The organism is Pantoea sp. X-Soil-ISGK-259, from assembly GCF_059730705.1.
Genome location: NZ_AP035986.1, coordinates 2,814,739 through 2,839,221, shown reverse-complemented (window position 1 = coordinate 2,839,221; position 24,483 = coordinate 2,814,739). Strand labels below are relative to the sequence as shown.

Below are 24,483 nucleotides of genomic sequence, written 5' to 3'. Positions count from 1 at the left end.
TTTAATCCTCCAGCGCCTCTAATCTTTCAATGAATTCTCTGCAAATTAAATCAATCTCATTTCTAGATTTTTGATAACTTGATGGTATGTTACCTTGATTCCCAACCATGAGATTGCGAACGAATGACAATCTGTTGGTAAAGAAGTATAACTCATCGAAAGGGGGGGTGGCTTCAAACTCTTCCTTAATTCTAGATGTTTTTTCGGTGAATCGTTCATCTGTGCTTGTATAAACGAAACCCATATGTTTGATATTTGGGTTGTGATTGTGCTGCAAATTACCAACTACACTTATTAAGCTAGTAGCGCCTAAAACTGAATAATGATCAATCTTTACAGGAACAAGATAGTAATTGGATGCAACAAGAGCGGCATCGGTAAATAATGACACTGTAGGGGGGCTGTCTATTAAAATATAATCGTAGCTTTCTTTCAAATTATTGTCGTCAATGAATCTCTTTATTTTTTGAATCCTAACAGCTTCTTGAGAGGTGTCAAAAATAATATCCATGTCGCCTAAGATGACGTCTAGACCATCAGAAAATTTGGTTATAACGTCCTCTACTGAAACTCTTTTAGCCTGTTCCATTATTGATGAAGGGGTTTCAAAAATCCTTCGAATGGTTTTTTTCTCTTTTTGCAGGGTATTAACGTATTCTTCTACTCTATTGTACTTGTTCAGTACCGATTGGGTGGCATTGAATTGAGGATCAATATCAATGATTAAGATTTTCTTTTCAAGATAATTAGCGAGGTATTCTCCAATCCCAACACATAGCGTTGTTTTACCAACACCACCCTTCATATTTATAAAACTTATAACTGGAGCAGACATATAATTCCAATCCTTGAAATAAAATTAAAGTAAATTTTTAATCTAAAGCCTGTAAGTCATATGGCGTGGCTTTATAAAAACATCATATAGCAAATCATTAAAATATTGAAACTGTGTATTTATCAGGGTTTTTAGCTCATATCCATGAGCTTTTTTGAGTAGATATTTGAAGTATGGAGTTAGGACTCTAAAGACCAAAAAGGAAAAATAATCAGATTTTTGTGTACATAAATGCGTACCATTAAATGCAATCTTTAAAAAATAATCCAATAAAATCATTTAATTAAATTATTTTCTTCTGTATCCATTTAACTAAGAGGACAGCGGCGTGCAGTATAGCGAAACAGTCCTGAAAATTCACCAGGTTGCCGCGCGTTTGCTCATTCCGCCAGCAATCCCGATTTTCTGCACTGAACGCAATTAAACATGACGCGTGCAGATCGTTCACGCTGAAAAGATTCTCTGCTTTAGCCTGACGGTTTGATCTCAATATCAAAGGTTCAGCCAGCATGCCTGAAAGGCAGACAAAACCGGTAAATCAGCCTTGTCTGCCCTTGCCATTTATTCCGCGTTTTCCTTCTCTTCACGCTGGCGGCGTTTTTCCTGCTTCCGCTTCTCAGCTTTTGCTTTGGCCACAGCGGCTTCACTCATGTCATTGCGAATCTGTGCATGGCTGATCAACGCAAAAATCAGGGTGCCGCCAGTGATGTTGCCGAGCAGCGTCGGCAGGGCAAACGGCCACAGGAATTCATGCCAGCTAATGCTGCCGTTAAACACCAGATAGAGCACTTCTACTGAGCCCACGACAATGTGCGCCAGGTCGCCCAGCGCAACCAGCCAGGTCATCATCACAATCACCAGCAGTTTCGCGCCGCCCGCAGAGGGGAACATCCAGACCATGGTGGCGATAATCCAGCCGGAAATGACCGCATTGGCAAACATCTCGCCTGGCGTGTTTTCCATGACCTTCATGCTGATGTCGGTAAACGCCTGGCGGGTGGCCTCGTCAAAAATCGGCATCTCATTGAAGGCCAGCGCACCCAGCGCTGTACCAATCAGGTTACCCAGCAACACAATGCTCCATAACCGTAACAGCAGGCCCGTGTTACCCCAGGTGGGTTTGTGCATCACCGGTAATACGGCGGTAACGGTATTTTCAGTAAACAGCTGCTGGCGCGCCATAATGACGATAACAAAACCAAAGGTATAACCGAGATTTTCCAGCAGGAAAGCGCCCGGTACGCCATCCAGATGTACCTTAAATATCCCTTTAGCCATCAGCGAGGCACCCATGGATAAGCCTGCCGCGATAGCTGACCAGAGCAGCGCCATACCGTCGCGCTCCAGCTCCTTTTCTCCATCCTGGCGAATCTCTTCATGAATCGCAGCCGCGCGGGAGGGTAAAGCCTCCTCATCAACTTCGATGTCAGTGCCCTTGTCCTTCTCTTCGCTCTCTACGTCGTTAGGACCCTGCTCATTACCTGATGAAGGCTTCATATTTTCTCCTGGTGATAGTGCTGTAACGTTATAAGCGTAGCCGTTTTTTATTTGCCGGAAATGTAACGTCCGATGCGAATAAGCGTAACAACGTTTTTCGGAACTGCATTTTTATTCAGACTGCTGATGAAAACGCACGAATAATCCCTTACCAGCGAAACTGAGCGCTGGCTCACACTTCGGCCCACAGCAACATTGTGGTAATATCCCGGCCACTTTTAGCTGGTGCGACTCCCCCTTCAATGCTGGAAATCATTACACTCACTTGTGCATACGACGAACGGTCGCTGTTCCGGCGGCTCTCATTTCGCGTATCCGCAGGTGACATTGTGCAGATTGAAGGCCCCAATGGTGCCGGTAAAACCTCGTTGCTGCGCCTGCTGGCCGGGCTGAGCCGTCCTGAAGAGGGTGAAATACGCTGGCAGCAGCAGTCGATCCTGCGTCAGCGTGAAAGCTGGCATCAGGCAATGCTCTATCTGGGTCATCAGCCCGGCGTCAAAGGCGTGCTCACGCCACTGGAAAATCTGCGCTTTTACCATCCCGATTGCAGTAATGCGCAGATTTTTGCTGCGCTGGAAAGTGTCGATCTCACGGGCGACGAAGAGGTGCCCGTCAGCCGGTTGTCGGCAGGGCAGCAGCGTCGGGTAGCGCTGGCACGTCTGTGGCTCAGTCAGGCTCGCCTATGGATTCTTGACGAGCCGCTGACCGCCATCGACAAAGCGGGTATTGAAAAATTAATGGCGCAGTTCGCCCGGCATGCCGATAACGGCGGTGCAGTGATCCTGACCACCCATCAGGATTTGCCTGCAGAGGCAGCGCGGGTGCGTAAAATTCGCCTCGGCGATGTGGAGGCAGAGTGATGCTGTTTCGCCTCATCCAGCGTGAATTACGCATCGCCTTTCGTGGCGGCGCGGATGTCGTCAATCCACTCTGGTTTTTCCTGATCGTCATTACCCTGTTTCCTTTAGGTATCGGACCGGACCCGCAACAGCTGGCTCGCATTGCACCGGGCGTTGCCTGGGTTGCTGCGCTGCTGGCGTCGCTGCTGGCGCTGGAGCGTCTGTTCCGTGATGACTTCAGCGATGGCTCGCTGGAGCAACTGGTGTTGCTGCCGACGCCGCTGCCGGTAACGGTTATCGGCAAGGTGGTGGCGCACTGGCTGGTCACTGGCGTGCCACTGATTATCCTGTCGCCGCTGGCCGCGCTGCTGCTGTCACTGGATTTTAATGGCTGGCGGGCAATGGCCCTGACGCTGTTGCTGGGTACGCCAACCCTGAGTTTTCTCGGTGCGATTGGCGTGGGTCTGACGGTGGGTTTACGGCGCGGCGGCGTGCTGCTGAGCCTGCTGGTATTACCGCTGGCTATTCCGGTTTTAATCTTCGCCAGTGCGGCGATGGAGGCGGCCAGTCAGGGGTTGCCGATTGGCGGCTATCTGGCGATTCTTGGCGCTATGTTGGTGGGCAGTGCGACACTCGCGCCGTTTGCTACGGCGGCGGCGCTACGCATCACGTTGCAATAGCCACTTTGCAATAACCGCGCGTACAAGACGCGGCAACACTCTTTTATCGTTAATGTGAGCATTTGATATGTGGAAAGCGTTACATCAGCTGGCCAGACCCGAACGGCTTTATCAGTTTTCGGGGCGACTGGTTCCGTGGTTCGCCATCGCCGGGCTGGCGGCGTTGCTGCTGGGCTGGGTCTGGGGATTCGGATACGCACCCGCTGACTATCAGCAGGGCGACAGCTTCCGCATCATGTACATTCATGTGCCCGCTGCGATGTGGTCGATGGGGGTTTATGCTTCAATGGCCATCGCCGCCTTTATCGGCCTGGTGTGGCAGATGAAAATGGCCGATCTGGTTTCCGCCGCCATGGCTCCGGTGGGTGCGGTTTTTACCTTTATTGCGCTGGTCACTGGCTCGGCATGGGGCAAGCCGATGTGGGGCACCTGGTGGATCTGGGATGCCCGCCTCACATCAGAGCTGGTACTGCTGTTCCTCTATATGGGCGTGATTGCGCTGTATCACGCTTTTGATGACCGCCGCACCGCAGGCCGGGCAGCGGGTATTTTGATTCTGGTCGGCGTGGTCAATCTGCCAATCATTCACTTCTCCGTGCAGTGGTGGAATACCCTGCATCAGGGCTCGTCGGGCATTCTCCAGCAGGCGATTGCGCCGGTCATGCGCACGCCGCTGCGCTGGGCAATCCTCGGCTATCTGCTGGTCTTTATTACGCTGACGCTGATGCGACTGCGTAACCTGATTCTGTTAACCGAACGTCATCGTCCCTGGGCGATTGATGTGGCGAAGCGGGGGGAGCAGGCATGACTCCAGCCTTTTCCTCCTGGCACGCTTTCTTTGCGATGGGCGGTTACGCTTTCTACGTCTGGCTGGCGGTGGCCTGCACGCTGCTTTCACTGATCGGCCTGACGCTGCATACCCTGTTACTGCGCCGCCGTTTGCTGGCGGAGATTCGCCAGCGTGACGCACGTGAACGTCGCATCCGGGCAGCAAAATCGAAAAAAGCCGCGGCTGAAGCGGCAGGAGAGAAGTTGTGAATATCCGTCGACGCAACCGCCTTTATGCGGCCCTGGCGATCCTGCTCGGTCTTGGCCTGGCCACCGCGCTGGTGATGTATGCGCTGCGCTCAAACATCGATCTCTTCTATACCCCAGGCGAAATCCTCTACGGCAAAGGGGAGGCGCACGAGAAGCCCGAAGCGGGACAGCGGCTGCGCGTCGGTGGCATGGTGATGCCCGGCAGCGTCCGGCGCGATCCGAAAACGCTGGCTGTGTCGTTCAAACTTTATGATGCGCGTGGTGTGGTCAGCGTCAGTTTTGAAGGGATCCTGCCGGACCTGTTCCGTGAAGGGCAGGGCGTTGTCGCGCAGGGCGTGCTGGCGGCGGGCAACCAGGTGATCGCCAAAGAGGTTCTGGCAAAACATGATGAGAAATATACGCCGCCGGAGATTGAAAACGCGATGAAGAGTGATCAAACCGGCCCGCAGTCGCGCTATCAGGTGGGAAATAAATCATCATGATGCCCGAAATCGGAACTTTTCTGCTCTGCCTGGCGCTGGGCCTCTCCCTGTTGCTGAGCAGCTATCCACTGTGGGGCGCGGTGCGCCAGGATGCCCGCCTGATGGCGATGGCGCGTCCGCTGGCCTCGGGTCTGTTTGTCTGTATCGCTGCGGCGTTTGCACTGCTGGTCTGGGCCTTTATCAGCAACGACTTTACCGTTGCCTATGTCGTCACCAACTCTAACAGCCTGCTGCCGGTTTACTATCGCATCGCCGCCACCTGGGGCGCACATGAAGGATCGCTGCTGTTGTGGGTGTTGCTGCTGAGCACCTGGACACTGGCGGTGGCGATATTCAGTCGCGGTATGCCGCAGGATGCGCTGGCACGCGTGCTGGCAGTGATGGGGATGATCAATCTTGGCTTCCTGCTGTTTATCCTGCTGACGTCGAATCCGTTTGGCCGCACGCTGCCGGACTTCCCGATAGACGGCCATGACCTGAATCCCATGCTGCAGGATATCGGCCTGATCTTCCATCCGCCGCTGCTCTATATGGGCTATGTCGGCTTTTCGGTGGCCTTTGCGTTTGCCATCGCCTCACTGATGGCTGGCCGGCTGGATACCGCCTGGGCGCGCTGGTCACGCCCGTGGACGACTGCGGCCTGGGTCTTCCTGACCATTGGCATTGTGCTGGGATCGGCGTGGGCCTATTACGAGCTGGGCTGGGGCGGCTGGTGGTTCTGGGATCCGGTTGAAAATGCGTCGTTTATGCCGTGGCTGGCGGGCACCGCTCTGATGCACTCGCTGGCAGTCACGGAAAAGCGTGGCACCTTCAAAGCGTGGACTGTGCTGCTGGCGATTACGGCCTTTTCGCTGAGCCTGCTGGGGACGTTCCTGGTGCGATCCGGGGTGCTGGTGTCGGTGCATTCCTTCGCCTCCGATCCGGCGCGCGGGATGTTTATCCTCGCGTTTCTGGTGATTGTCATCGGCAGCTCGCTGCTGCTTTACGCCATCAAAGGCGGGCAGGTGCGTGGCCGGGTACAGAATGAAACCTGGTCGCGCGAATCATTTTTGCTTGGCAATAATGTGCTGTTGATTGCCGCAATGCTGGTGGTCCTGCTCGGCACGCTGTTGCCACTGGTACATAAGCAACTGGGGCTGGGCAGCATTTCGGTCGGCGAGCCGTTCTTCAACACCATGTTCAGCTGGCTGATGGCGCCGTTTGCGCTACTGATGGGAATCGGACCGCTGGTGCGCTGGCGTCGCGATGAACCGCAAAAGCTGGCAAAACGGCTGGCACTGGCGCTGATCGTGACCCTGGCCTGTTCCATGATCATTCCCTGGTGGTTGCAGGATCGCATTGAGGCGATGACCGTGGTTGGCCTGCTGATGTCGCTCTGGATTATTGTACTGACACTGCTGGAGCTGCACGAACGCGCCACCCATCGTCACCCGTTCTTTGCCGGATTACGTCATCTGTCACGCAGTCACTGGGGCATGGTGCTGGGCCATCTGGGCGTAGGGGTCACGGTGATTGGCATTGCATTCAGCACGCAGTACAGCGTGGAGCGCGATGTGCGGATGAAAGCAGGCGATAGTGTCGATATTCATCACTATCACTTTGTCTTCCGTGGTGTGCAGAATCTGCAGGGGCCGAACTACAGCGGCGGCATGGGTATTATCGATGTCACCCGCAACGGCAAACATGAAGCAACACTGCAGGCGGAAAAACGCTTTTACACCGCTGCCCGCACCATGATGACTGAAGCGGCGATCGATGGCGGTTTCAGCCGCGATCTCTATGCGGCGCTGGGCGAAGAGCTGGATGATGACAGCTGGGCCGTGCGCATTTACTACAAACCCTTTGTTCGCTGGATCTGGTTCGGTGGCGCACTGATGGCGCTGGGTGGCCTATTCTGCCTGTTCGATCCCCGCTACCGTTCGCGCAAAAAAGCGGAAACGGAGGCGCGGACATGAATAAGAAAATCCTGTTTATTCCCCTGATGCTGTTTCTGCTGCTGGCGGCGGCGCTGCTGTGGCAGCTGACCCGCAATGCCGAGGGTGACGATCCGACCCGACTCGAATCTGCGCTGATTGGCAAACCGGTGCCGCTGTTCCGGCTGGAAGCACTGGATCAGCCGGGCAAAATCTACGATCAGCATGTGCTGACGGATGGCAAGCCGATGTTGCTGAATGTCTGGGCGACCTGGTGTCCGACCTGCCGCGCAGAGCATCAGTATCTGAATACGCTGGCGGAGCAGGGCATCCGCGTGGTGGGGCTGAACTACAAAGACGATCGACGCAAGGCCGTTAACTGGCTGAACACGCTGGGCAATCCCTATGCGCTGAGTCTTTATGATGGCAACGGTATGCTGGGACTCGATCTTGGTGTCTATGGCGCGCCGGAAACCTTCCTGATCGACGGCAAAGGAATCATTCGTTATCGCCATGCGGGCGATCTGAATGCGCGTGTCTGGGAGCAGGAAGTGAAACCGTTGTGGATGAAATACAGCGCGGAGGCGGGATCATGAGAACGCTGTTACTGCTCTGCGGCTTGCTGTTCAGCATCAATCTCTGGGCGACCATCGACACGCTGCAATTTGACTCGGTAGCCCAGGAAGAGCAATACCGTGACCTGACTGCGTCATTGCGTTGTCCGAAATGTCAGAACAACAGCATCGCCGACTCGAATGCCATGATTGCCGCCGACATGCGATTAAAAGTCTACGAGCTGATGAAGCAGGGCCAGAGTCGGCAGCAGATCATCGACTATATGGTGGCGCGTTACGGCAATTTCGTCAGCTATTCGCCCCCGGTCACGCCCTCCACCCTGATTCTCTGGGCGGGCCCGGCGCTGTTTGCGCTACTGGGCGGCGCGGTGATCATCCTGCGCAGCCGTCAGCGTAAAACCCGCAGCGAGCTGGATGAAGATGAGCAACAGCGTCTTAATGCGCTACTGAAGTCAGACAGGAAGCCGTAATGAGTGCATTTTGGATCACCCTTTTTCTGTTACTGCTGGCAGCCTGCACGCTGTTTATGGCGGCGGGCTGGCGGCAACGTCAGGCCAGCACAGGCGATCGCGATCGTCTTAATCAGCGCTTCTACCATCAGCGCATAGATGAGCTGGCGCAGGATGAAGCGCAGGGCGTGGTCGCTGAACGTCCGCTGATGGAGCGGGAATTACAGCAGACACTACTGGCGGATATTCCGCCGTCACAGGCAATGCAATCACACACCAGCAGCCGCTGGATTTTGCTGCCAGGCCTGATTGTACTGATTGCGGTCTCGTTGGGCACTTATCTGAAAACCGGCGGCCTGGCACAATTCACTGGCTGGATGCAGGTGCAGCAGGCGTATCCTGAGCTGCGTGCCCGTCTGATGGACCCTGGCGCTAAACCGCTGAGCATGGAAGAGCTGGCGCGTTTAGAGCTCGGATTGCGTACCGCGTTGCAAACAGAACCGGATAATCTGGCCGACTGGACGATGCTGGGGCGGCTCGGCATGGTGCTGAATAATACAGAGATCGCCAGTCAGGCCTTTGAGCATGCTTTACAGCTGGCCCCCAACGATCTGGCGCTCAAACAGGATTATGCAGAGGTTCTGACGCGATCTTCTGACCCGCAGGATAACCGGCAGGCGTCACTGCTGCTGCAATCATTGCTGAAAGCAGATCCGCACAACCTGCGGACGCTGAGCCTGCTGGCGTTTAATGCTTACGGACAGCAGCAATACGATCAGGCTATCGACGCATGGCAGACGCTTTTAGCTCTGTTGCCTGCCGATGACAAGCGGCACGCGATGATCGCCCGCAGCATTGAAAAGGCCAGAAGTGAGGCAGGGCAGCAGAGTCGTCAGCTGGCGCTGACCGTGACGCTGACACCTGAGGCAGAAAAAATGTTACCGCCAGACGGAGTGTTGTATATTTCGGTTTCTGACGGGGATTCACCCGTGCCGGTGGCGGTTAAGCGGATGCCGCTGAGTCATTTCCCGCTGACGCTGACGCTGGATGACAGTAACGCCATGATGCCAGATCGCCTGCTGTCGGCGCAGCATCAGGTCGCAGTAAGGGTGCGCGTTTCACGCGATGGCAGCGCCAATCCGCAGCCGGGTGACTGGCTGGGGCTGAGCGCCGTAACGCCCTGGGATGGGCATCAGTCCATCGCGGTAGAGATCAATAAGCAGCTTCCCTGAACGTAAAAATTGATAATGTTAACAATGATGCGTGCCATTGCCTGCTGCCTCTGGCACAAAGTCAGCTATGCTCATCGGGTAAGCCGATTCGACTCCGGGCTGTGACCTGAACGATGGGTAGACCTTTTTCATCCGCACAGGGAGATTGGAATGAATTATCGCCTGACCAGCCTGGCTGTGGCCAGCGTCCTTCTGGTGGGTTGTGCCAGTTCAAAGCCCGCGAATAGCGATCCTGCCGGGCGCAGCGATCCATTCGAAGGCTTTAACCGCACGATGTTTAACTTTAACTACAATGTGCTGGATCCGTATGTGTTACGTCCGGTCGCTGTCGCCTGGCGCGATTATGTGCCGGTTCCGGCACGTACCGGCCTGAGCAATTTCCTTGGCAACCTGGAAGAACCTGCCAGCATGGTCAACGCCATCCTGGTGGGTGACGGGCGCGATGCGGGTATTCACTTTACCCGTTTCTTCCTGAACAGCGTGCTGGGCCTGGGCGGTTTCATTGACGTTGCCGGTAAAGCGAACCCGGAACTGGCGCGTGAAGAGCCGCACCGTTTCGGTACTACGCTGGGTCATTACGGCGTTGGCTATGGTCCTTACGTTGAACTGCCTGCCTATGGCAGCTTTACGGTTCGTCAGGATGGCGGCGACTACGTTGATACCCTCTATCCGATTCTTGGCTGGCTGACCTGGCCGATGTCGATCGGTAAATGGACACTTGAAGGGATCGAGACCCGTGCGCAGCTGCTGGATTCTGATGCGATCCTGAAACAGCAGAGCGATCCGTATGCCTTTATTCGTAACGCTTACTTCCAGCGTCACGACTTCCTGGCGCGCGGTGGCAAGCTCAAGCCGGAAGACAACCCTAACGCAGCCGCGATTCAGGATGACCTGAAGGATATCGACGCGCAGTAAATGCAGGATCCCCTGCCTGCGTGTCGCTGTGTTTTTCTGCAGAGCGCACAGCAGCTGAAGTGATGGGAGCATACGCCCGGAACAAAGCATCGCGGGCCATGGATAAAAACGCCGGGAGCGTTTTTAAACAACGCAAAGCGTTGGCCCGGCAGCGGGCGCATCTCAGGGATGAGGTGCGTAATCGCCCACGCTGAGCAGTCAGGTATGGCGGGTTTTGCGTCTTTGCAAAGGGCGCATGCTCCCTGAGCCAGCCAGCGACCCGCCGCCACAAAAAAGGGCGACTCACCAGAGTCGCCCTTTTTGATCGTGCTATTTCATCAGAACTTGTAGTTAAAGTTCGCGCCGTAAAGCCAGGCCTTACCTTCAGAGGTAAAGGTATAAGGACCTTCTTTCACCGTCACTTTCTGTCCGTGCATATAAGAGATGCCTAAATCAACAGAGGCATTATCGTTAAAGGCATAAGAGGTACCGGCACTTAGCCACAAACGATCCTGGTCCGGAATAGAGATAGAACGCTTATCTGCTGGCACCGGGCTGTCATCAAACGCAATACCGGTACGGAAAGTCCAGTTCTTGTCGTAGGAATAGGTCGTGCCCAGCGCAATGCGGTACGCATCGTGGAAGCTTTCATCTTTATAGAACAGCGTCTGGCCGTTTGAACCGGTCGCTTTCAGCTCCTGGAACTGACTCCAGCTGGTGTACGCCAGGCTGTAGTGAACCGCCCACTGCGGTGCCACTTTATGCCAGCCCGACACTTCCCACATCTCCGGCAGATTCAGGGTTAATGCCCCCGGAACGGTCGTGCCGTTGGTGCCATCAGGAACACCGGTCACGGTCGGATCATTAAACGCATTCAGCCGTGATGAGAGGTTGCTCTTATAATCGCCATCGAAATCAATTTTAACTTCTGAACGGTAGGTAAAGCCGAAGCGGTTATTTTCATCCACTTCATACAGGACACCGGCATTCCAGCCGTAGCCCCACTTATCGCCTTTCAGATGGGCCACCTGGGTATCAGCCGGAATACCCAGCCTCGCGCCTGATTCACCTGCATAGCGTTCAATTTTGGCTTTGGCGTAAACCGCATCAAAACCCACACCCACACTAAAATGATCATTCAGACGATAGGCGGTGCTGAGATTGAAATTGCCGGTCATCAGGTCGGTTTTACCCCCGTAACCGCCTGCGGTGTAGCCATTATTAAACTCTGTGGCTAAGCCATAATTTGACGTTGCAGATGCGCCAATCCACCACTGATCGTTAATAGGCTGAACGTAATGAATATTGGGGATCCACTGATTCGGGGCAATATTATTGGCATCCAGGCTGCGTCCGCTGGGACTGCGACCACTGATGTTGACATCTGGCGCAATATAAACCGCACCGAGTGAAAATTCAGGACGATCCATTAATGCCATCGTCGCCGGGTTACGGCTGGCTGACGCCGCCGTATCGCCCATTGCCCCTTCGCCTGAATATGCGCGACCTAAACCAATCGTAGAGAATTCATTTAACTGAAATCCAGCTGCGTAAACGTGTGAAGAGACAAGCGCCACTGCAGCCGCCACGGCTGACTTTGCAAACAGGTTTTTATGGTTCATGACCACAACCTCATGTGAATTATTATTTAACGCTATAACGTCGCGTAACAAAGGACGGCGGATTGTAGGGACTGATGTAAAGCGCACATATCAGACCAGTGCGGAGAGTATAGGTCCGACCTGTGTGCATGTTGCAATATTGTTTTTCAAATATTTCAGAATTGATCGCTTAAAATTCGATCTGCTTAACAAAACAGCCCTAATTCTGCACAGCATACCGATTCCAGTTTGTTCTGGATCAATTTTTATTGTGATATTCGTCACTTAGGGCCATACGCGTGGCGCATTTTTGGGCAAGCAGGTAAAATTTCGGTCATAAAATCGCGCAAACCGCCAGAATGCTGGTCAGGAGAATGAAATGACTGATGCCATTAAAAAATGCAGTGCGACCGAAACCGCAGCCTGTTGCTGTGTTGATGTGGGCACAGTGATGGATAACACCGATTGCACTGCAAGCTGGTCAGAATGGTTTGCTCAGCGTGCCGATGCGGAAGCGAAATTAGCGCAACTTACCCAGCGCGCGCGTGAGGTTGAATCAGAACCCTGTGTGATTGAATCGCGCTTCAGCGAAGTAAATCAGGGCGTACAGCTCGATGTCGATTTCACCTTCAGCTGCCAGGCTGAAACCCTGATTTTTCAGCTCGGTTTGCGTTAAATCTCTAAGCGCCGCGTACATGCGGCGTTTTTCATTTTCGTGTTTCCCTTCGCACTTTTTCCTTTCCGATATTGGCGGCTCACCCGCTTGTGGTTAACACTGATCAGGTCAGACCTCTTCAGGCAATGATGCCACAGTCCCAGCCACAGGTGAGAATAATGAGCAAAGCGCAGCCGCTGCTGACGCGTGATGGTGAACGCATCGCAATAACCCATGGGTTACGCACCCCTTTCCTGCGCCAGGCGACCGGCTTTCATGGCATTCCCGCCATTGAACTGGGACGTATGGTGGTCAGCGAATTAATGGCGCGCAGTGAACTTCCCGCTGAAGTGATAGAGCAACTGGTCTTTGGGCAGGTCGTGCAGATGCCGGAAGCGCCGAACATTGCGCGGGAAATTGTTTTAAGCAGCGGGCTGAATGTACATACCGACGCTTACAGTGTTAGCCGTGCCTGCGCCACCAGTTTTCAGGCGGTAGCGAATGTGGCAGAAAGTCTGATGGCGGGCACCATCTCTGCGGGCATCGCGGGTGGGGCTGACTCCTCTTCAGTGCTGCCAATCGGTGTCAGTAAAACGCTGGCGCGTGCGCTGGTGGATCTCAATAAAGCCCGCAGCGTCGGGCAGAAACTGCAGATCCTGCGACGTCTGCGCCCACGCGATCTGCTGCCGGTGCCACCCGCAGTGGCGGAGTATTCCACCGGCCTGCGCATGGGCGACACAGCCGAACAGATGGCGAAGAGTCACGGCATTACCCGTGAAGCACAGGATGCGCTGGCACTGCGATCCCATCAGCATGCCGCCCGAGCCTGGCAATCCGGGGTACTGAATCAGGAAGTGATGGCCGCTTTTGTGCCGCCGTGGAAAACCGCTATCGATCAGGACAATAACGTCCGTATGAATGCCAAAGCGGAGGATTACGCCCGACTGCGTCCGGCATTTGATCGCCAGCACGGTAGTGTTACTGCGGCCAACAGTACGCCACTCACCGACGGCGCGGCCGCGGTGATTCTGATGCGCGAGGGCCGCGCCCGCGAGCTGGGTATCAGACCGCTGGGTTATCTGCGCAGCTACGCTTTTTCCGCTATCGGGGTGCAGCAGGATATGCTGCTGGGTCCGGCGTACGCTTCACCACTGTCCCTGGATCGCGCTGGCGTGACCCTGGCCGATCTGACGCTGATCGATATGCATGAAGCGTTTGCCGCCCAGACGCTGAGCAACCTGCAGATGTTTCGCGATGAGCGCTTTGCACGTGAGGTACTGAATCGTCCGCATGCGCTGGGCGAAGTGAATGAAGAGCGCTTTAACGTGCTGGGCGGTTCAATCGCCTATGGTCATCCTTTCGCCGCCACGGGCGCGCGCATGATTACCCAGACGCTGAACGAATTACGCCGCCGGGGTGGCGGGTTAGGACTGGTCACTGCCTGTGCAGCAGGTGGTCTGGGTGCGGCAATGGTTCTGGAGGCCGAATAATGGAGCAGAATGCGTTTCATCTGAAGATGCGACTGGATCACGTCGGCATCATCACGATTGATGTCCCTGATGAGAAAATGAACACCCTGAAAGCGGAATTTGCCGGGCAGATCACCGCGATTATTGCGGAGGCGCGGCGCGATCCAAAGCTGGCTGGCCTGGTGCTGATTTCCGGCAAGCCGGATAACTTCATTGCGGGTGCGGACATCAGCATGATCGACCGCTGCAAGAGCGCGCAGGAAGCTGAAGCGCTGGCAAAACAGGGCCAGGAAGTGATGGCTGCGCTCGACGCGCTGCCGTTCCCGGTGGTTGCAGCCATCCACGGTGCCTGCCTCGGCGGCGGACTGGAGCTGGCGCTGGCCTGCGATGCACGTATCTGTTCGCTGGATGATAAAACCCGGCTCGGATTACCGGAGGTACAGCTCGGCTTGCTGCCAGGCTCTGGCGGCACTCAGCGGCTGCCACGCTTAATCGGCGTGCAGCAGGCGCTGCCGCTGATTCTGACTGGCAAAACGCTGCGGGCTAAACAGGCACGTAAGCTGGGTGTGGTTGATGACGCGGTGCCGCAGGCGATTCTGCTGGAGACCGCCATCGCCCGTGTGAAAAAGGGCAAGGTCAGCGGACGAACGCTGCCGCTGCGCGACCGTCTGCTGCATGGCCCGATTGGCCGTCAGGCACTGTTTGCCCTGGCGAGCCGTCAGACAGCTGCCAAAACCCAGGGCAATTATCCGGCGGCAAATCGCATTATTGAGGTGGTGCGCATCGGGCTGGAACAGGGCAGCCGGGCAGGACATGATGCTGAAGCGCGTGCCTTTGGTGAACTGGCGATGACGCCAGAATCCGTTGCGCTGCGCGGCATCTTCTTCGCGACAACGGCCATGAAGAAAGAGCGGGGCGGAGACGCGGAGCCTGCCGCGGTGAAAAGCGTCGCTATTCTCGGCGGTGGCCTGATGGGCGGCGGCATCGCCAGCGTCACCGCCATCAACGCGGGCTTGCCGGTGCGCATCAAAGATATCAGCCTGGAAGGGGTAAACCATGCGCTGAAAACCAGCTGGGAGCTGCTGAGTAAAAAGGTTAAACGACGCCAGCTGACGCCGGCACAGCGTCAACAGCAGATGGCTCGTATCACGGGCGGCACCGATTATCAGGGCTTTTCACAGCGTGATGTGGTGATCGAAGCCGTATTCGAAGATTTAGCGCTGAAGCAGCAGATGGTGAGCGAAGTGGAAGCACACTGCCAGCCGCACACGCTGTTTGCCTCAAACACCTCTTCGTTGCCGATCGCAGAGATCGCCGCCAAAGCGCAGCATCCGGAAAACGTCATCGGGCTGCACTATTTCAGTCCGGTCGAAAAAATGCCGCTGGTGGAAGTGATTCCCCATCTGAACACCTCAACCGCAACGCTGGTGACGATTGTGGCACTGGCACGCAGCCAGGGCAAAACCCCGATTGTGGTGGCGGACAAGCCGGGTTTCTATGTTAACCGCATCCTGACGCCTTATATAAATGAAGCGATGCGCTGCCTGCTGGAGGGCGAACCCATCGACCATATTGATCGGGCGCTGGTGAAGTTTGGTTTTCCGGTCGGCCCGATTCAGCTGCTGGATGAGGTGGGTATCGACGTCGGCAGTAAAATCAGTCCCATCCTGCATCAGGCCTATGGCGAACGCTTTGCCGAGCCGGCCGCGTTTGATGCGGTGCTGAAAGATGGCCGCAAGGGACGTAAAAACAGCAAAGGCTTTTATCGCTATGACCAGCCGCGCTGGCAGCGTAAAAAACCTGACGCCTCACTTTACACTTTGCTGAAGGTCACACCGAAAGCCAGGCAGAGTGAGGCACAGATTGCTGAACGCTGTGTCATGATGATGCTCAATGAGGCGGCCCGCTGTCTTGACGAGCAGGTGATCCGCTGCGCGCGCGATGGCGATATCGGTGCCGTGTTTGGCATCGGCTTTCCGCCATTTTTGGGTGGTCCGTTCCACTACATGGACAAACTGGGCGCGGCGGAAATGGTCAACAGATTAACCCGGCTTACGCAGCAACATGGGGAACGTTTTACACCCTGTGACGCGCTGATTGAGGCGGCTAAAAAATAGACGAAATTTTACATTTCTGCTGAAAATGGAATAACCAATCCGATTCAGCGGCTTAGAAAAACGCCGCCAGAGTGTGCGGCGCAGCATGATTCTGAGAAGTGCTTATTTAATAAACAACCGGTTGACTATACTGAAGCCATTAGGGTAAAACACAGCGTTCATTCGCAGAGTGAAGAGTCAGGCGCTACGCGTCGGGCGATGTCGACAAACAACAGCGGTGCTTTATGCAAGTTTTTATCATGCGTCACGGCGATGCGGCTCTGGAAGCAGCCAGTGATTCAGTCAGGCCATTGACCTTATGTGGCTGCAACGAATCACGTCAAATGGCCAACTGGCTTAACAGCCAGACGCCGGACATTGAGCGAGTAATGGTGAGTCCCTATTTACGCGCGCAGCAAACGCTCGCGACGGTGCGTGAAGCCTTTCCCCTGCCGGAAGGCCAGGACGTTCTGCCGGAGTTAACGCCAGGTGGCGATCCTGAGATGGTAGGGTGCTATCTGCAGGCGCTGGCGAATGAAGGCGTGAAATCGGCGCTGGTGATCTCACATTTACCGTTGGTGGGGTATTTAGTCTCTGAACTGTGCCCACAGGAAACACCGCCCATGTTTGCCACTTCCGCCATTGCCTGCGTGGAGTTCGATCCCGCGGCAAGCTCAGGTAAATTGCTGTGGCAGGTCAGTCCCAAAAAACTGGCGAAAGCGATCTGACGTCTGTGGGCCGATCCCGTCGGCCCCTTTTATGGCAACTCAGGCGGTTGCCACTCCTCAATCTCAATCAAAACCAGCAGCGCGGCGTCACCGCCAAACATCTTCGGCGCCTGATGAAAAGCCATCACCCACGGATGCTGGGCCAGCCACAGCGGCGTCTGCTGCTTCAGAATATGCTTCCCATGACCGGTCATGACGCTGGCGCAGAACAGATGTTCACGTCGGCAGGCGGCGATGAGTGCCCCCAGCTCCTGCTTAGCCTGCTGCTGCGTTAATCCGTGCAGATCCAGGAAAATCTCCGGCGTATAGTCGCCGCGACGCAATTTTTTCAGCTCAAAGTGACTGACATCGGCGCGAACGTAACGGGTTGCCCCTTCCGTAGAAAGCAGCGGCTGAAACTCATCCGAAAAGTAGTGACTGTTGTCCGCCTGCTCTGAAAGCAGACGTTTCACCGGAATCTGGCGGGTTTTCACCGGCGCTTTATGGACAAAGGTGTCCTGTTTTAACTGACGTGTTCCGGTCATTAACTGGCGAAACAGCGCTTGATCATCCGGGCTTAATGGTGTTTTTTTACTCATGGCAGGTCAGTCATATCAGAAAAGGCTGTCACACAGCAGAGCCGCTACCTTACCGTTAAGTGTCATTAAATGTCAGCTTTTTCACCTCGCTGCGCTGAATTCTCCCCGGCTTCATGGCACACTACTGGCCGATTTAGCAAAAGGCCTGCGGAGGGCTACGTGGACAAAATTTTCGTCGATGAGGCAGTGAACGAACTGCACACCATTCAGGACATGCTGCGCTGGGCGGTCAGCCGCTTTTCCGCTGCCGGAATCTGGTACGGACATGGTACAGACAATCCCTGGGACGAAGCCGTTCAACTGGTCCTGCCGTCACTCTGGCTGCCGCTGGATATTCCTGAAGATATGCGCAACGCGCGTCTGACCGCCAGCGAACGTCTGCTGATCGTTGAGCGCGTTATCCGTCGCGTCAACGAGCGCATTCCGGTCGCCTATCTGACCAATAAAGCCTGGTTCTGCGGTCACGAATTCTTTGTGGATGAGCGCGTGCTGGTTCCACGTTCACCCATTGGCGAACTGATTGAGAACCGCTTTGCCGGTCTGGTCAGCACGCCGCCGCGTCATATTCTGGATATGTGTACCGGCAGCGGCTGCATCGCGATTGCCTGCGCCTATGCCTTCCCGGAAGCGGAAGTGGACGCCGTGGATATCTCCACCGGTGCGCTGGCCGTCGCCGAGCAGAACATTGAAGAGCATGGGCTGATTCATCAGGTGACGCCGATTCGTGCTGACCTGTTCCGCGAACTGCCGCAGCTAAAATACGATCTGATCGTCACGAATCCGCCGTATGTGGATGCGGAAGACATGGATGATCTGCCAAACGAATATCGCCACGAACCTGAGCTGGGTCTGGCGGCAGGCAGCGATGGCCTGAAGCTGGTGCGCCGTATTCTGGCGTGTGCGCCTGACTATCTCAGCGAGCAGGGCGTTCTGGTCTGCGAAGTGGGCAACAGCATGGTGCACATGATCGAGCAGTATCCCGATGTGCCCTTTACCTGGCTGGAATTCGACAACGGCGGTGACGGCGTCTTTACGCTGACGCGCCAGCAGATTGTCGACGCACAACACCATTTCTCTTTTTATAAAGACTAAAAGTGGGGCGAAGTATCGCCCGCCAAACCCTGAGAAGGAAACAGCATGGCCGGAAACAGCATCGGGCAATTTTTTCGAGTAACCACCTTCGGCGAGTCCCACGGTCTTGCGCTGGGCTGCATTGTTGACGGCGTGCCGCCAGGCATTCCGCTGACCGAAGCCGATATTCAGCACGATCTCGATCGCCGTCGTCCTGGCACATCGCGCTATACCACGCAGCGCCGCGAGCCGGATCAGGTGAAAATTTTGTCCGGTGTGTTTGAAGGCGTGACGACCGGCACCTCAATTGGTCTGCTGATTGAGAACACCGATCAGCGCTCGCAGGATTACGGCGCGATCAAAGATCTGTTTCGTCCGGGCCATGCGGATTACACCTACGAGCAGAAATATGGTCAGCGCGACTACCGTGGCGGCGGCCGCTCGTCGGCGCGCGAAACCGCGATGCGTGTGGCGGCAGGTGCCATCGCCAAGAAATACCTGCAGATGAAACACGGTGTGGTGGTGCGCGGCTATCTGTCACAGATTGGTGATATCGCCTGCGAGCTGAAAGACTGGAGCATCGTAGAAGAGAACCCGTTCTTCTGCCCGGATGCTGACAAGCTGGAAGCGCTGGACGAACTGATGCGCGGCCTGAAAAAAGAGGGCGACTCCATTGGCGCCAAAGTCACTGTCATGGCTGAGAACGTGCCACCAGGCCTGGGCGAGCCGGTCTTCGACCGACTGGACGCCGATCTGGCGCACGCGCTGATGAGTATCAATGCCGTAAAAGGCGTCGAAATTGGCGACGGCTTTGCGGTGGTAAACCAGCGCGGCAGTCAGCATCGCGACGAGATCCGTCACGATGGTTTCCAGAGCAATCACGCGGGCGGCATTCTGGGCGGCATCAGCAGCGGTCAGATCATCAGCGCCAATGTGGCGATGAAACCGACTTCCAGCATCACCGTGCCGGGTAAAACCATTACCCGTGATGGCGAAGAAGTGGAGATGATCACCAAAGGTCGTCACGATCCCTGTGTAGGGATCCGTGCCGTGCCGATCGCGGAGGCGATGATGGCGATCGTGCTGATGGATCATCTTCTGCGCCAGCGGGCGCAGAACGGTGATGTTAACAGCTCCGTGCCGCGCTGGTGATGGCATGAAAGCGCTCCTGCTTACCCTGAGTGCGCTGCTGATCAGCGCCTCAAGCCTGGCGGCGACGCCGTGGCAAAATATTCAGCATCCAATCAGCGGCGCACCGCAATCTATTGGCGGCTTTGCCAATGGCTGTATTGTTGGCGCGCAGTCGCTGCCGCTGAATTCACCCAACTATCAGGTGATGCGGCAGGATCAGCGGCGTTATTTCGGTCATCCCGATCTGATTCAGTTTATTCAGCGGCTCAGCACCCAGGTGCATAACCTGCAACTGGGTAACGTGCTGATTGGCGACATGGGCATGGCAGCAGGCGGGCGCTTCAGCAGCGGTCACGCCAGTCATCAGACCGGACTGGATGTAGATATCTGGCTGCAGCTACCAAAAAGCCGCTGGAGCGCGCAGCAACTGCTGAAGCCGCAGCCGCTGGATCTGGTTGGGCCAGGCGATAAAAATGTCATTGCGCGCCACTGGCAGCCGGAAATCGACAGCCTGATTAAACTGGCGGCCAAAGATGATGATGTCACACGCATCTTCGTCAATCCGGCAATTAAAAAGCAGCTTTGTGCTGATGCAGGTAACGATCGCGACTGGCTGCGTAAAGTGCGTCCGTGGTTTGCTCATCGTGCCCATATGCATGTGCGGCTGCGCTGCCCGGCAGGCAGTATTGGCTGTGAAGATCAGCCTGCGCCGCCGCCAGGTGATGGTTGTGGCGCAGAACTGCAGAGCTGGTTCCTGCCGAAGCAACCGGGTTCTGGTGCACCGGTGAAACGTGAGCCACCGCCGCTGCCGCCTGCCTGTCAGGCCCTGCTGGATAAACATTTACTGTAAGGGATTCCATGGATTGGTTTGTGGTCAGCCCGCTGCTGGTCGGGCTGCTGTTTTTAATCGCCATGCTGGCCGGTTTTATTGATTCAATCGCGGGTGGCGGGGGATTACTTACGGTACCTTCGTTGCTGGCGGCGGGCCTCTCTCCTGCCCAGGCGCTGGCGACCAATAAACTGCAATCGGTCGGCGGATCGTTTTCCGCCAGCCTCTACTTTGTCCGGCGCGGTGCAGTGAAGCTGAATGAGCAGTGGCTGAATATCGCCATGACGCTGATGGGGTCCGTGCTGGGTGCGATACTGATTCAGCGTCTGCAGGCGGATTTTCTGCGTCAGATGCTGCCGCTGTTTTTAATCGCCATCGGCCTGTGGTTCCTGCTGATGCCGCGCCTGGGGGAAGTGGATCAGGCGCGCCGCCTGCATGGCCTGGCTTATGCGCTGGTGGGCGGCGGAGCCGTGGGATTCTACGACGGATTTTTCGGACCGGGTGCAGGCTCCTTTTATGCGCTGGCTTTCGTCACGCTCTGCGGCTATAACCTGGCCAAAGCGACTGCACACGCCAAGGTCCTCAACTTCACTTCAAACCTGGGCAGCCTGCTGTTCTTTATGTTCGGCGGCAAAGTGGTGTGGGGAACCGGCCTGGTTATGATGCTCGGCGCGTTCTGCGGCGCGCGTCTGGGCGCGCGTTTGGTGCTGAGCCGCGGACAGAAACTGATCCGCCCGATGGTGGTCATTGTCTCTGCCGTCATGAGCATTAAATTACTGTGGGACAGCCACGGCAGCGACGTTCTGGCCTGGCTGGCCACGCTGCATTCGTAACTTTTTACGTGATATCGTCATGAACCCGACTCATTATTATGAACAGCTGATCACGCTGTTTGATCGCTGTTTCAGCGATGAATTTCAGACCCGTCTAATTAAAGGCGACGATGAACCGATCTATCTTCCTGCGGATGCAGAGTCGCCGTGGAACCGCGTGGTCTTTGCCCACGGCTTCTACGCCAGCGCTCTTCACGAGATCTCACACTGGTGCATCGCCGGTGAAGCCCGCCGCAAACTGGTCGATTTTGGCTACTGGTACTGCCCGGATGGCCGCGACGCGCTGACCCAGAGTCAGTTTGAAGCCGTGGAAGTTAAGCCGCAGGCGCTGGAGTGGATGTTTTGTACGGCGGCAGGCTTTCCCTTCAACGTGAGTTGTGACAATCTCGACGGAGATTGTGAGCCGGATCGCATTGCGTTTCAGCGTAAAGTCCATGCTCAGGTCATGAGCTATCTGACGTCGGGCATTCCCGACCGTCCCGCGCGTTTTATTACCGCCCTGGCGGAATTTTATGGCAGGCCGTCATTAACAGCGTCGCAGTTTCCCTGGCCGGACGATCTGTGATGCAGAAAGGCATTATAAATAGAGGAATTGAGATGATCGCAGAATTTGAAGCGCGTATTCTGGCCCTGATTGACGACATGGTCGAGCATGCCAGTGACGATGAGCTGTTCGCCAGCGGTTATCTGCGCGGGCATCTGACACTGGCCGTGGCCGAGGTGGAGCAACTGGGCGAACATACGCCAGAAGCGCTGCAGATTCAGGTCTCCCGCAGCCTGCAAAATGCCATTGCGGCGGGTGAACTCTCGCCGCGCGATCAGGCATTAGTGGTGGGGATGTGGGACAACCTGTTTGTCCAGGCTCGTCAGCTCTCCGCCTGACCGTGCAGGGCGGCATGCCGCCCTTATCATCGCCAGCTAAACCGCTTTTCCCTTCAGTAATTTTCTTACCCAGTAACGATTCGGATTGAGGGCTGCCAGCGTACTGGCATCCAGCGGCTGTGGCTCGCCGGTCAGCTGGGCTGCCAGCACTTCGGCTGCCAGCGGTGCACTGCACAGGCCGCGCGACCCCAGCGCCCCAAACAGGTATAAGCCCGTAAACTCAGGTGCGTCAGCGATGTCATGACCTGCTGCAAGCTGGGTCGGTAAATCAGCATACTGCTTAAGCGTCGCATCATAATCCGGTACGCCGCCCACCATTGGCAGGTGGTCCCGCGTGGCACAGCGCACGCCCATTCTTGCTTCACCGCCACTGACATCCACGTTTGTTACCCAGCGGCTGTCAGGCAGGCAATGCAACAGGCGGCTGCGGTTCTCCTGCTGATCCTCTTCCCGGTAATCTGTGGCGGTTTCGCCACGGTGATAGCTGGCACCGATGCAGTGAGTACCAAACTGTGGGCTGACGGGCGTCAGATAGCCGTCGTAACAGAGCACGGTGTGGAGTGCATTAAGCCCCGGCGTGGAGGGAACATGGCTTACCTGACCGGCCACCGGATAGGCTGGCAGCGGGGCGCTCTGCGCAAAGTCGGCTATCGCATGACCGTTTGCCAGCACCACCGTGGCATGACGGACCGCCGGACGATCGCTGAACGTCAGCGTCCAGTGATCGCCCTCGCGTGAAAGTTCGCTGACGCGATGCAGCCAGTGAATGCGTAATCCCTGGGTTTCGCCATGCGCCAGCATCGCGCTGGTCAGCTCAGCCGGTGAAAGCCAGCCGCCCTGCGGATAGAAAATACCGCCACAGCCGTGTTCGGCATTCGCCAGCGTCTCTGCCTCATCCACATTAACGCCACGGGCAATGGATTCAGGCAGGCCCATCGCCAGCATCTGATCGATCTTCTTACGGCTTTTCTCATCCCAGCCCAGTTGCAGCACACCGCTCCAGTGATGTTCATAGGCGACAGTTAACTGATCGTAGAGCCGCCGGGCAAAACTGAATGCTGCCGGGAAAAAGGTGGCAAGCGCCGGGTCGTGCTGGTTGAGCAGCGGATAGAGTGCTCCCTGACGATTGCCGGACGCGCCCAGCGCCGGCGCCTCATCGGCGCAGTAAAGCGTCACCCGCCAGCCGCGACGCAGCAGCGCCAGCGCCAGCGTGGCACTGGCAACGCCGCCGCCAATGAGCGCAACATCACGTTGCGCCGCTGATTGACGATGATACCAGGGCTGCCCGGCAGGCAGCGCAGGCGCGTCCTGTAACGGTCCGCATAGCATTTCGCGCTTGGGACCAAATCCTTTGCGGCGGATGACGTCAAAGCCGGCCTCCTGCAGACCGCGCCGGACAATGCCTGCGGCGGTAAAGGTCGCGAATGTCCCCTGCGGACGCGCCAGTTTTGCCATCATGCTGAACAGTGCTGGCGTCCACATATCCGGGTTCTTCGACGGCGCGAAACCATCCAGGAACCAGGCATCCACCTGACGATTCAGGCTCTCATCCAGCTCTCCCATCAGCTGGTTAATATCGCCCAGCCACAGGTCGAGGGTGATACGTCCGCCGTCAAACAGCAGTCGCTGACAGCCGGGCAGGGCGGCGGGCCATTGCGCCTGCAGCGCCGCCGCCCACGGGGCCAGTTCAGGCCAGTGCTGCTGCGCCGCAGCCAGGTCATCACGGGTTAACGGAAATTTCTCAAAGCTGATGAAATGCAGACGTTTTAAAGTGGCATCAGGCTGGTCACGCTGAAACGCATCGAACGCCTGCCACAACGTCAGAAAATTGAGGCCGGTGCCAAAACCGCTTTCCGCCACGATCAGCAGATCCCGTGGATGCTCAGCAAAACGCTGGGGAAAACCGTTGCCGCCAAGGAAGACATAGCGTGTCTCTTCCAGACCATTGTCATTAGAGAAATAGACGTCGCCAAACGCTCGGGAAACAGGTGTACCCTGTTCATTCCAGTTTAGCTGCGCATGTTCGACCGGGGTTAATTTCACGGTAAAGGCTCATTTTTCAGGCAGTGGCGCGATTTTAGCGACCCACGTGACATGACGCAAATTTACAAAAGGAAATAGCTGATCGGACTTGTTCGGCGTACAAGTGTACGCTAGAGTGCATGCCAATTAAGAA

General features: G+C 56.0%; 25 protein-coding genes. 20 read left to right on the top strand and 5 right to left on the bottom strand.

Features of this window, described 5'->3' with window-relative positions; all coding sequences use genetic code 11:
- Position 1 precedes the first annotated feature (1 nt).
- Complete coding sequence (locus tag AC6I77_RS13310; RefSeq protein WP_497817007.1) at positions 2-835, bottom strand: ParA family protein; 834 nt, start codon at positions 833-835, stop codon at positions 2-4.
- Between the two features lie 561 nt (positions 836-1,396).
- Positions 1,397-2,332: a formate/nitrite transporter family protein gene (locus AC6I77_RS13305; protein ID WP_008926502.1), complete on the bottom strand. Its 936-nt coding sequence runs from the start codon at positions 2,330-2,332 to the stop codon at positions 1,397-1,399.
- Positions 2,333-2,574: 242 nt separating this feature from the next.
- On the opposite strand from AC6I77_RS13305, the gene ccmA reads away from it, so the two are divergent.
- The 10 genes from ccmA to mlaA all read left to right on the top strand — a co-directional run bounded on the left by ccmA (position 2,575) and on the right by mlaA (position 10,455).
- Positions 2,575-3,192, top strand: a complete 618-nt coding sequence (gene ccmA, locus AC6I77_RS13300; protein WP_008926501.1) for a cytochrome c biogenesis heme-transporting ATPase CcmA — start codon at positions 2,575-2,577, stop codon at positions 3,190-3,192.
- On the top strand, positions 3,192-3,851 hold the full coding sequence (gene ccmB, locus AC6I77_RS13295) for a heme exporter protein CcmB (protein WP_003853097.1): 660 nt from the start codon (positions 3,192-3,194) through the stop codon (positions 3,849-3,851). The genes ccmA and ccmB overlap by 1 nt, the downstream gene beginning before the upstream one ends.
- Before the next feature lie 67 nt (positions 3,852-3,918).
- Positions 3,919-4,659 (top strand): heme ABC transporter permease, encoded by a 741-nt coding sequence (locus tag AC6I77_RS13290; protein WP_008926499.1) that lies wholly within the window; start codon positions 3,919-3,921, stop codon positions 4,657-4,659.
- Positions 4,656-4,889, top strand: a complete 234-nt coding sequence (gene ccmD / locus AC6I77_RS13285) for a heme exporter protein CcmD (protein ID WP_003853092.1) — start codon at positions 4,656-4,658, stop codon at positions 4,887-4,889. The genes AC6I77_RS13290 and ccmD overlap by 4 nt, the downstream gene beginning before the upstream one ends.
- Positions 4,886-5,371: a cytochrome c maturation protein CcmE gene (gene ccmE / locus AC6I77_RS13280; protein WP_008926498.1), complete on the top strand. Its 486-nt coding sequence runs from the start codon at positions 4,886-4,888 to the stop codon at positions 5,369-5,371. Before ccmD ends, ccmE begins: the two co-directional genes overlap by 4 nt.
- Positions 5,368-7,326 (top strand): heme lyase CcmF/NrfE family subunit, encoded by a 1,959-nt coding sequence (locus AC6I77_RS13275; protein WP_008926497.1) that lies wholly within the window; start codon positions 5,368-5,370, stop codon positions 7,324-7,326. The genes ccmE and AC6I77_RS13275 overlap by 4 nt, the downstream gene beginning before the upstream one ends.
- Positions 7,323-7,880: a DsbE family thiol:disulfide interchange protein gene (locus tag AC6I77_RS13270; protein ID WP_003853089.1), complete on the top strand. Its 558-nt coding sequence runs from the start codon at positions 7,323-7,325 to the stop codon at positions 7,878-7,880. The genes AC6I77_RS13275 and AC6I77_RS13270 overlap by 4 nt, the downstream gene beginning before the upstream one ends.
- A complete protein-coding gene (locus AC6I77_RS13265; RefSeq protein ID WP_003853088.1) occupies positions 7,877-8,329 on the top strand; it encodes a cytochrome c-type biogenesis protein in 453 nt (150 codons plus the stop codon). The genes AC6I77_RS13270 and AC6I77_RS13265 overlap by 4 nt, the downstream gene beginning before the upstream one ends.
- Entirely contained in the window at positions 8,329-9,540 is a 1,212-nt protein-coding gene (ccmI, locus tag AC6I77_RS13260; protein ID WP_003853087.1) for a c-type cytochrome biogenesis protein CcmI, read from the top strand. The genes AC6I77_RS13265 and ccmI overlap by 1 nt, the downstream gene beginning before the upstream one ends.
- Before the next feature lie 150 nt (positions 9,541-9,690).
- A complete protein-coding gene (mlaA, locus tag AC6I77_RS13255; RefSeq protein ID WP_003853085.1) occupies positions 9,691-10,455 on the top strand; it encodes a phospholipid-binding lipoprotein MlaA in 765 nt (254 codons plus the stop codon).
- A 317-nt stretch (positions 10,456-10,772) separates the two neighbouring features.
- On the opposite strand, the gene fadL is transcribed toward mlaA, so the two are convergent.
- Positions 10,773-12,056, bottom strand: a complete 1,284-nt coding sequence (gene fadL, locus AC6I77_RS13250; RefSeq protein ID WP_008926495.1) for a long-chain fatty acid transporter FadL — start codon at positions 12,054-12,056, stop codon at positions 10,773-10,775.
- Between the two features lie 358 nt (positions 12,057-12,414).
- Here fadL and AC6I77_RS13245 point away from each other — a divergent pair, with 358 nt between their 5' ends.
- The 4 genes from AC6I77_RS13245 to sixA all read left to right on the top strand — a co-directional run bounded on the left by AC6I77_RS13245 (position 12,415) and on the right by sixA (position 16,983).
- Complete coding sequence (locus AC6I77_RS13245; RefSeq protein WP_003854289.1) at positions 12,415-12,711, top strand: YfcZ/YiiS family protein; 297 nt, start codon at positions 12,415-12,417, stop codon at positions 12,709-12,711.
- Between the two features lie 158 nt (positions 12,712-12,869).
- Entirely contained in the window at positions 12,870-14,180 is a 1,311-nt protein-coding gene (gene fadI, locus AC6I77_RS13240; RefSeq protein WP_497817006.1) for an acetyl-CoA C-acyltransferase FadI, read from the top strand.
- Positions 14,180-16,276 carry a fatty acid oxidation complex subunit alpha FadJ gene (gene fadJ, locus AC6I77_RS13235; RefSeq protein WP_497817005.1) on the top strand — a complete coding sequence of 699 codons (2,097 nt, stop codon included), beginning with the start codon at positions 14,180-14,182 and terminating at the stop codon, positions 16,274-16,276. Before fadI ends, fadJ begins: the two co-directional genes overlap by 1 nt.
- Positions 16,277-16,500: 224 nt before the next feature.
- On the top strand, positions 16,501-16,983 hold the full coding sequence (sixA, locus tag AC6I77_RS13230; RefSeq protein ID WP_078804627.1) for a phosphohistidine phosphatase SixA: 483 nt from the start codon (positions 16,501-16,503) through the stop codon (positions 16,981-16,983).
- A gap of 29 nt (positions 16,984-17,012) precedes the next feature.
- On the opposite strand, the gene smrB is transcribed toward sixA, so the two are convergent.
- A complete protein-coding gene (gene smrB / locus AC6I77_RS13225) occupies positions 17,013-17,561 on the bottom strand; it encodes an endonuclease SmrB (RefSeq protein WP_031590577.1) in 549 nt (182 codons plus the stop codon).
- Positions 17,562-17,720: 159 nt separating this feature from the next.
- Between smrB and prmB the strand changes: the two genes are divergently transcribed.
- From prmB to AC6I77_RS13195, 6 genes are read left to right on the top strand one after another with little or no spacing between them, the layout of a single operon-like run.
- On the top strand, positions 17,721-18,653 hold the full coding sequence (prmB, locus tag AC6I77_RS13220; protein ID WP_008926490.1) for a 50S ribosomal protein L3 N(5)-glutamine methyltransferase: 933 nt from the start codon (positions 17,721-17,723) through the stop codon (positions 18,651-18,653).
- A 45-nt stretch (positions 18,654-18,698) separates the two neighbouring features.
- On the top strand, positions 18,699-19,784 hold the full coding sequence (gene aroC, locus AC6I77_RS13215; RefSeq protein WP_078804626.1) for a chorismate synthase: 1,086 nt from the start codon (positions 18,699-18,701) through the stop codon (positions 19,782-19,784).
- Positions 19,785-19,788: 4 nt separating this feature from the next.
- On the top strand, positions 19,789-20,613 hold the full coding sequence (gene mepA / locus AC6I77_RS13210; protein ID WP_003854286.1) for a penicillin-insensitive murein endopeptidase: 825 nt from the start codon (positions 19,789-19,791) through the stop codon (positions 20,611-20,613).
- Positions 20,614-20,621: 8 nt separating this feature from the next.
- A complete protein-coding gene (locus AC6I77_RS13205) occupies positions 20,622-21,425 on the top strand; it encodes a sulfite exporter TauE/SafE family protein (protein WP_003854285.1) in 804 nt (267 codons plus the stop codon).
- A gap of 19 nt (positions 21,426-21,444) precedes the next feature.
- Positions 21,445-21,990 carry an elongation factor P hydroxylase gene (locus AC6I77_RS13200; RefSeq protein ID WP_140033182.1) on the top strand — a complete coding sequence of 182 codons (546 nt, stop codon included), beginning with the start codon at positions 21,445-21,447 and terminating at the stop codon, positions 21,988-21,990.
- 32 nt (positions 21,991-22,022) lie between these two features.
- The gene (locus AC6I77_RS13195) at positions 22,023-22,307 is read left to right on the top strand and encodes a YfcL family protein (protein WP_003854283.1); all 285 of its coding nucleotides are present in this window, start codon (positions 22,023-22,025) and stop codon (positions 22,305-22,307) included.
- Positions 22,308-22,343: 36 nt separating this feature from the next.
- Here the strand turns inward: AC6I77_RS13195 and mnmC are convergent, their stop codons facing one another.
- On the bottom strand, positions 22,344-24,350 hold the full coding sequence (gene mnmC, locus AC6I77_RS13190) for a bifunctional tRNA (5-methylaminomethyl-2-thiouridine)(34)-methyltransferase MnmC2/FAD-dependent 5-carboxymethylaminomethyl-2-thiouridine(34) oxidoreductase MnmC1 (RefSeq protein ID WP_140033183.1): 2,007 nt from the start codon (positions 24,348-24,350) through the stop codon (positions 22,344-22,346).
- Positions 24,351-24,483: the final 133 nt, after the last annotated feature.

Coding starts and splice junctions, on each gene's coding strand:
- AC6I77_RS13205 (WP_003854285.1), top strand. CDS start 20,622: ATGGATTGGTTTGTGGTCAGCCCGCTGCTGGTCGGGCTGCTGTTTTTA.
- AC6I77_RS13310 (WP_497817007.1), bottom strand. CDS start 835: ATGTCTGCTCCAGTTATAAGTTTTATAAATATGAAGGGTGGTGTTGGT.
- fadL (WP_008926495.1), bottom strand. CDS start 12,056: ATGAACCATAAAAACCTGTTTGCAAAGTCAGCCGTGGCGGCTGCAGTG.
- sixA (WP_078804627.1), top strand. CDS start 16,501: ATGCAAGTTTTTATCATGCGTCACGGCGATGCGGCTCTGGAAGCAGCC.
- ccmA (WP_008926501.1), top strand. CDS start 2,575: ATGCTGGAAATCATTACACTCACTTGTGCATACGACGAACGGTCGCTG.
- AC6I77_RS13290 (WP_008926499.1), top strand. CDS start 3,919: ATGTGGAAAGCGTTACATCAGCTGGCCAGACCCGAACGGCTTTATCAG.
- AC6I77_RS13305 (WP_008926502.1), bottom strand. CDS start 2,332: ATGAAGCCTTCATCAGGTAATGAGCAGGGTCCTAACGACGTAGAGAGC.
- smrB (WP_031590577.1), bottom strand. CDS start 17,561: ATGAGTAAAAAAACACCATTAAGCCCGGATGATCAAGCGCTGTTTCGC.
- ccmB (WP_003853097.1), top strand. CDS start 3,192: ATGCTGTTTCGCCTCATCCAGCGTGAATTACGCATCGCCTTTCGTGGC.
- AC6I77_RS13270 (WP_003853089.1), top strand. CDS start 7,323: ATGAATAAGAAAATCCTGTTTATTCCCCTGATGCTGTTTCTGCTGCTG.
- mlaA (WP_003853085.1), top strand. CDS start 9,691: ATGAATTATCGCCTGACCAGCCTGGCTGTGGCCAGCGTCCTTCTGGTG.
- aroC (WP_078804626.1), top strand. CDS start 18,699: ATGGCCGGAAACAGCATCGGGCAATTTTTTCGAGTAACCACCTTCGGC.
- ccmI (WP_003853087.1), top strand. CDS start 8,329: ATGAGTGCATTTTGGATCACCCTTTTTCTGTTACTGCTGGCAGCCTGC.
- fadJ (WP_497817005.1), top strand. CDS start 14,180: ATGGAGCAGAATGCGTTTCATCTGAAGATGCGACTGGATCACGTCGGC.
- ccmD (WP_003853092.1), top strand. CDS start 4,656: ATGACTCCAGCCTTTTCCTCCTGGCACGCTTTCTTTGCGATGGGCGGT.
- AC6I77_RS13245 (WP_003854289.1), top strand. CDS start 12,415: ATGACTGATGCCATTAAAAAATGCAGTGCGACCGAAACCGCAGCCTGT.
- mepA (WP_003854286.1), top strand. CDS start 19,789: ATGAAAGCGCTCCTGCTTACCCTGAGTGCGCTGCTGATCAGCGCCTCA.
- fadI (WP_497817006.1), top strand. CDS start 12,870: ATGAGCAAAGCGCAGCCGCTGCTGACGCGTGATGGTGAACGCATCGCA.
- AC6I77_RS13200 (WP_140033182.1), top strand. CDS start 21,445: ATGAACCCGACTCATTATTATGAACAGCTGATCACGCTGTTTGATCGC.
- AC6I77_RS13195 (WP_003854283.1), top strand. CDS start 22,023: ATGATCGCAGAATTTGAAGCGCGTATTCTGGCCCTGATTGACGACATG.
- AC6I77_RS13275 (WP_008926497.1), top strand. CDS start 5,368: ATGATGCCCGAAATCGGAACTTTTCTGCTCTGCCTGGCGCTGGGCCTC.
- AC6I77_RS13265 (WP_003853088.1), top strand. CDS start 7,877: ATGAGAACGCTGTTACTGCTCTGCGGCTTGCTGTTCAGCATCAATCTC.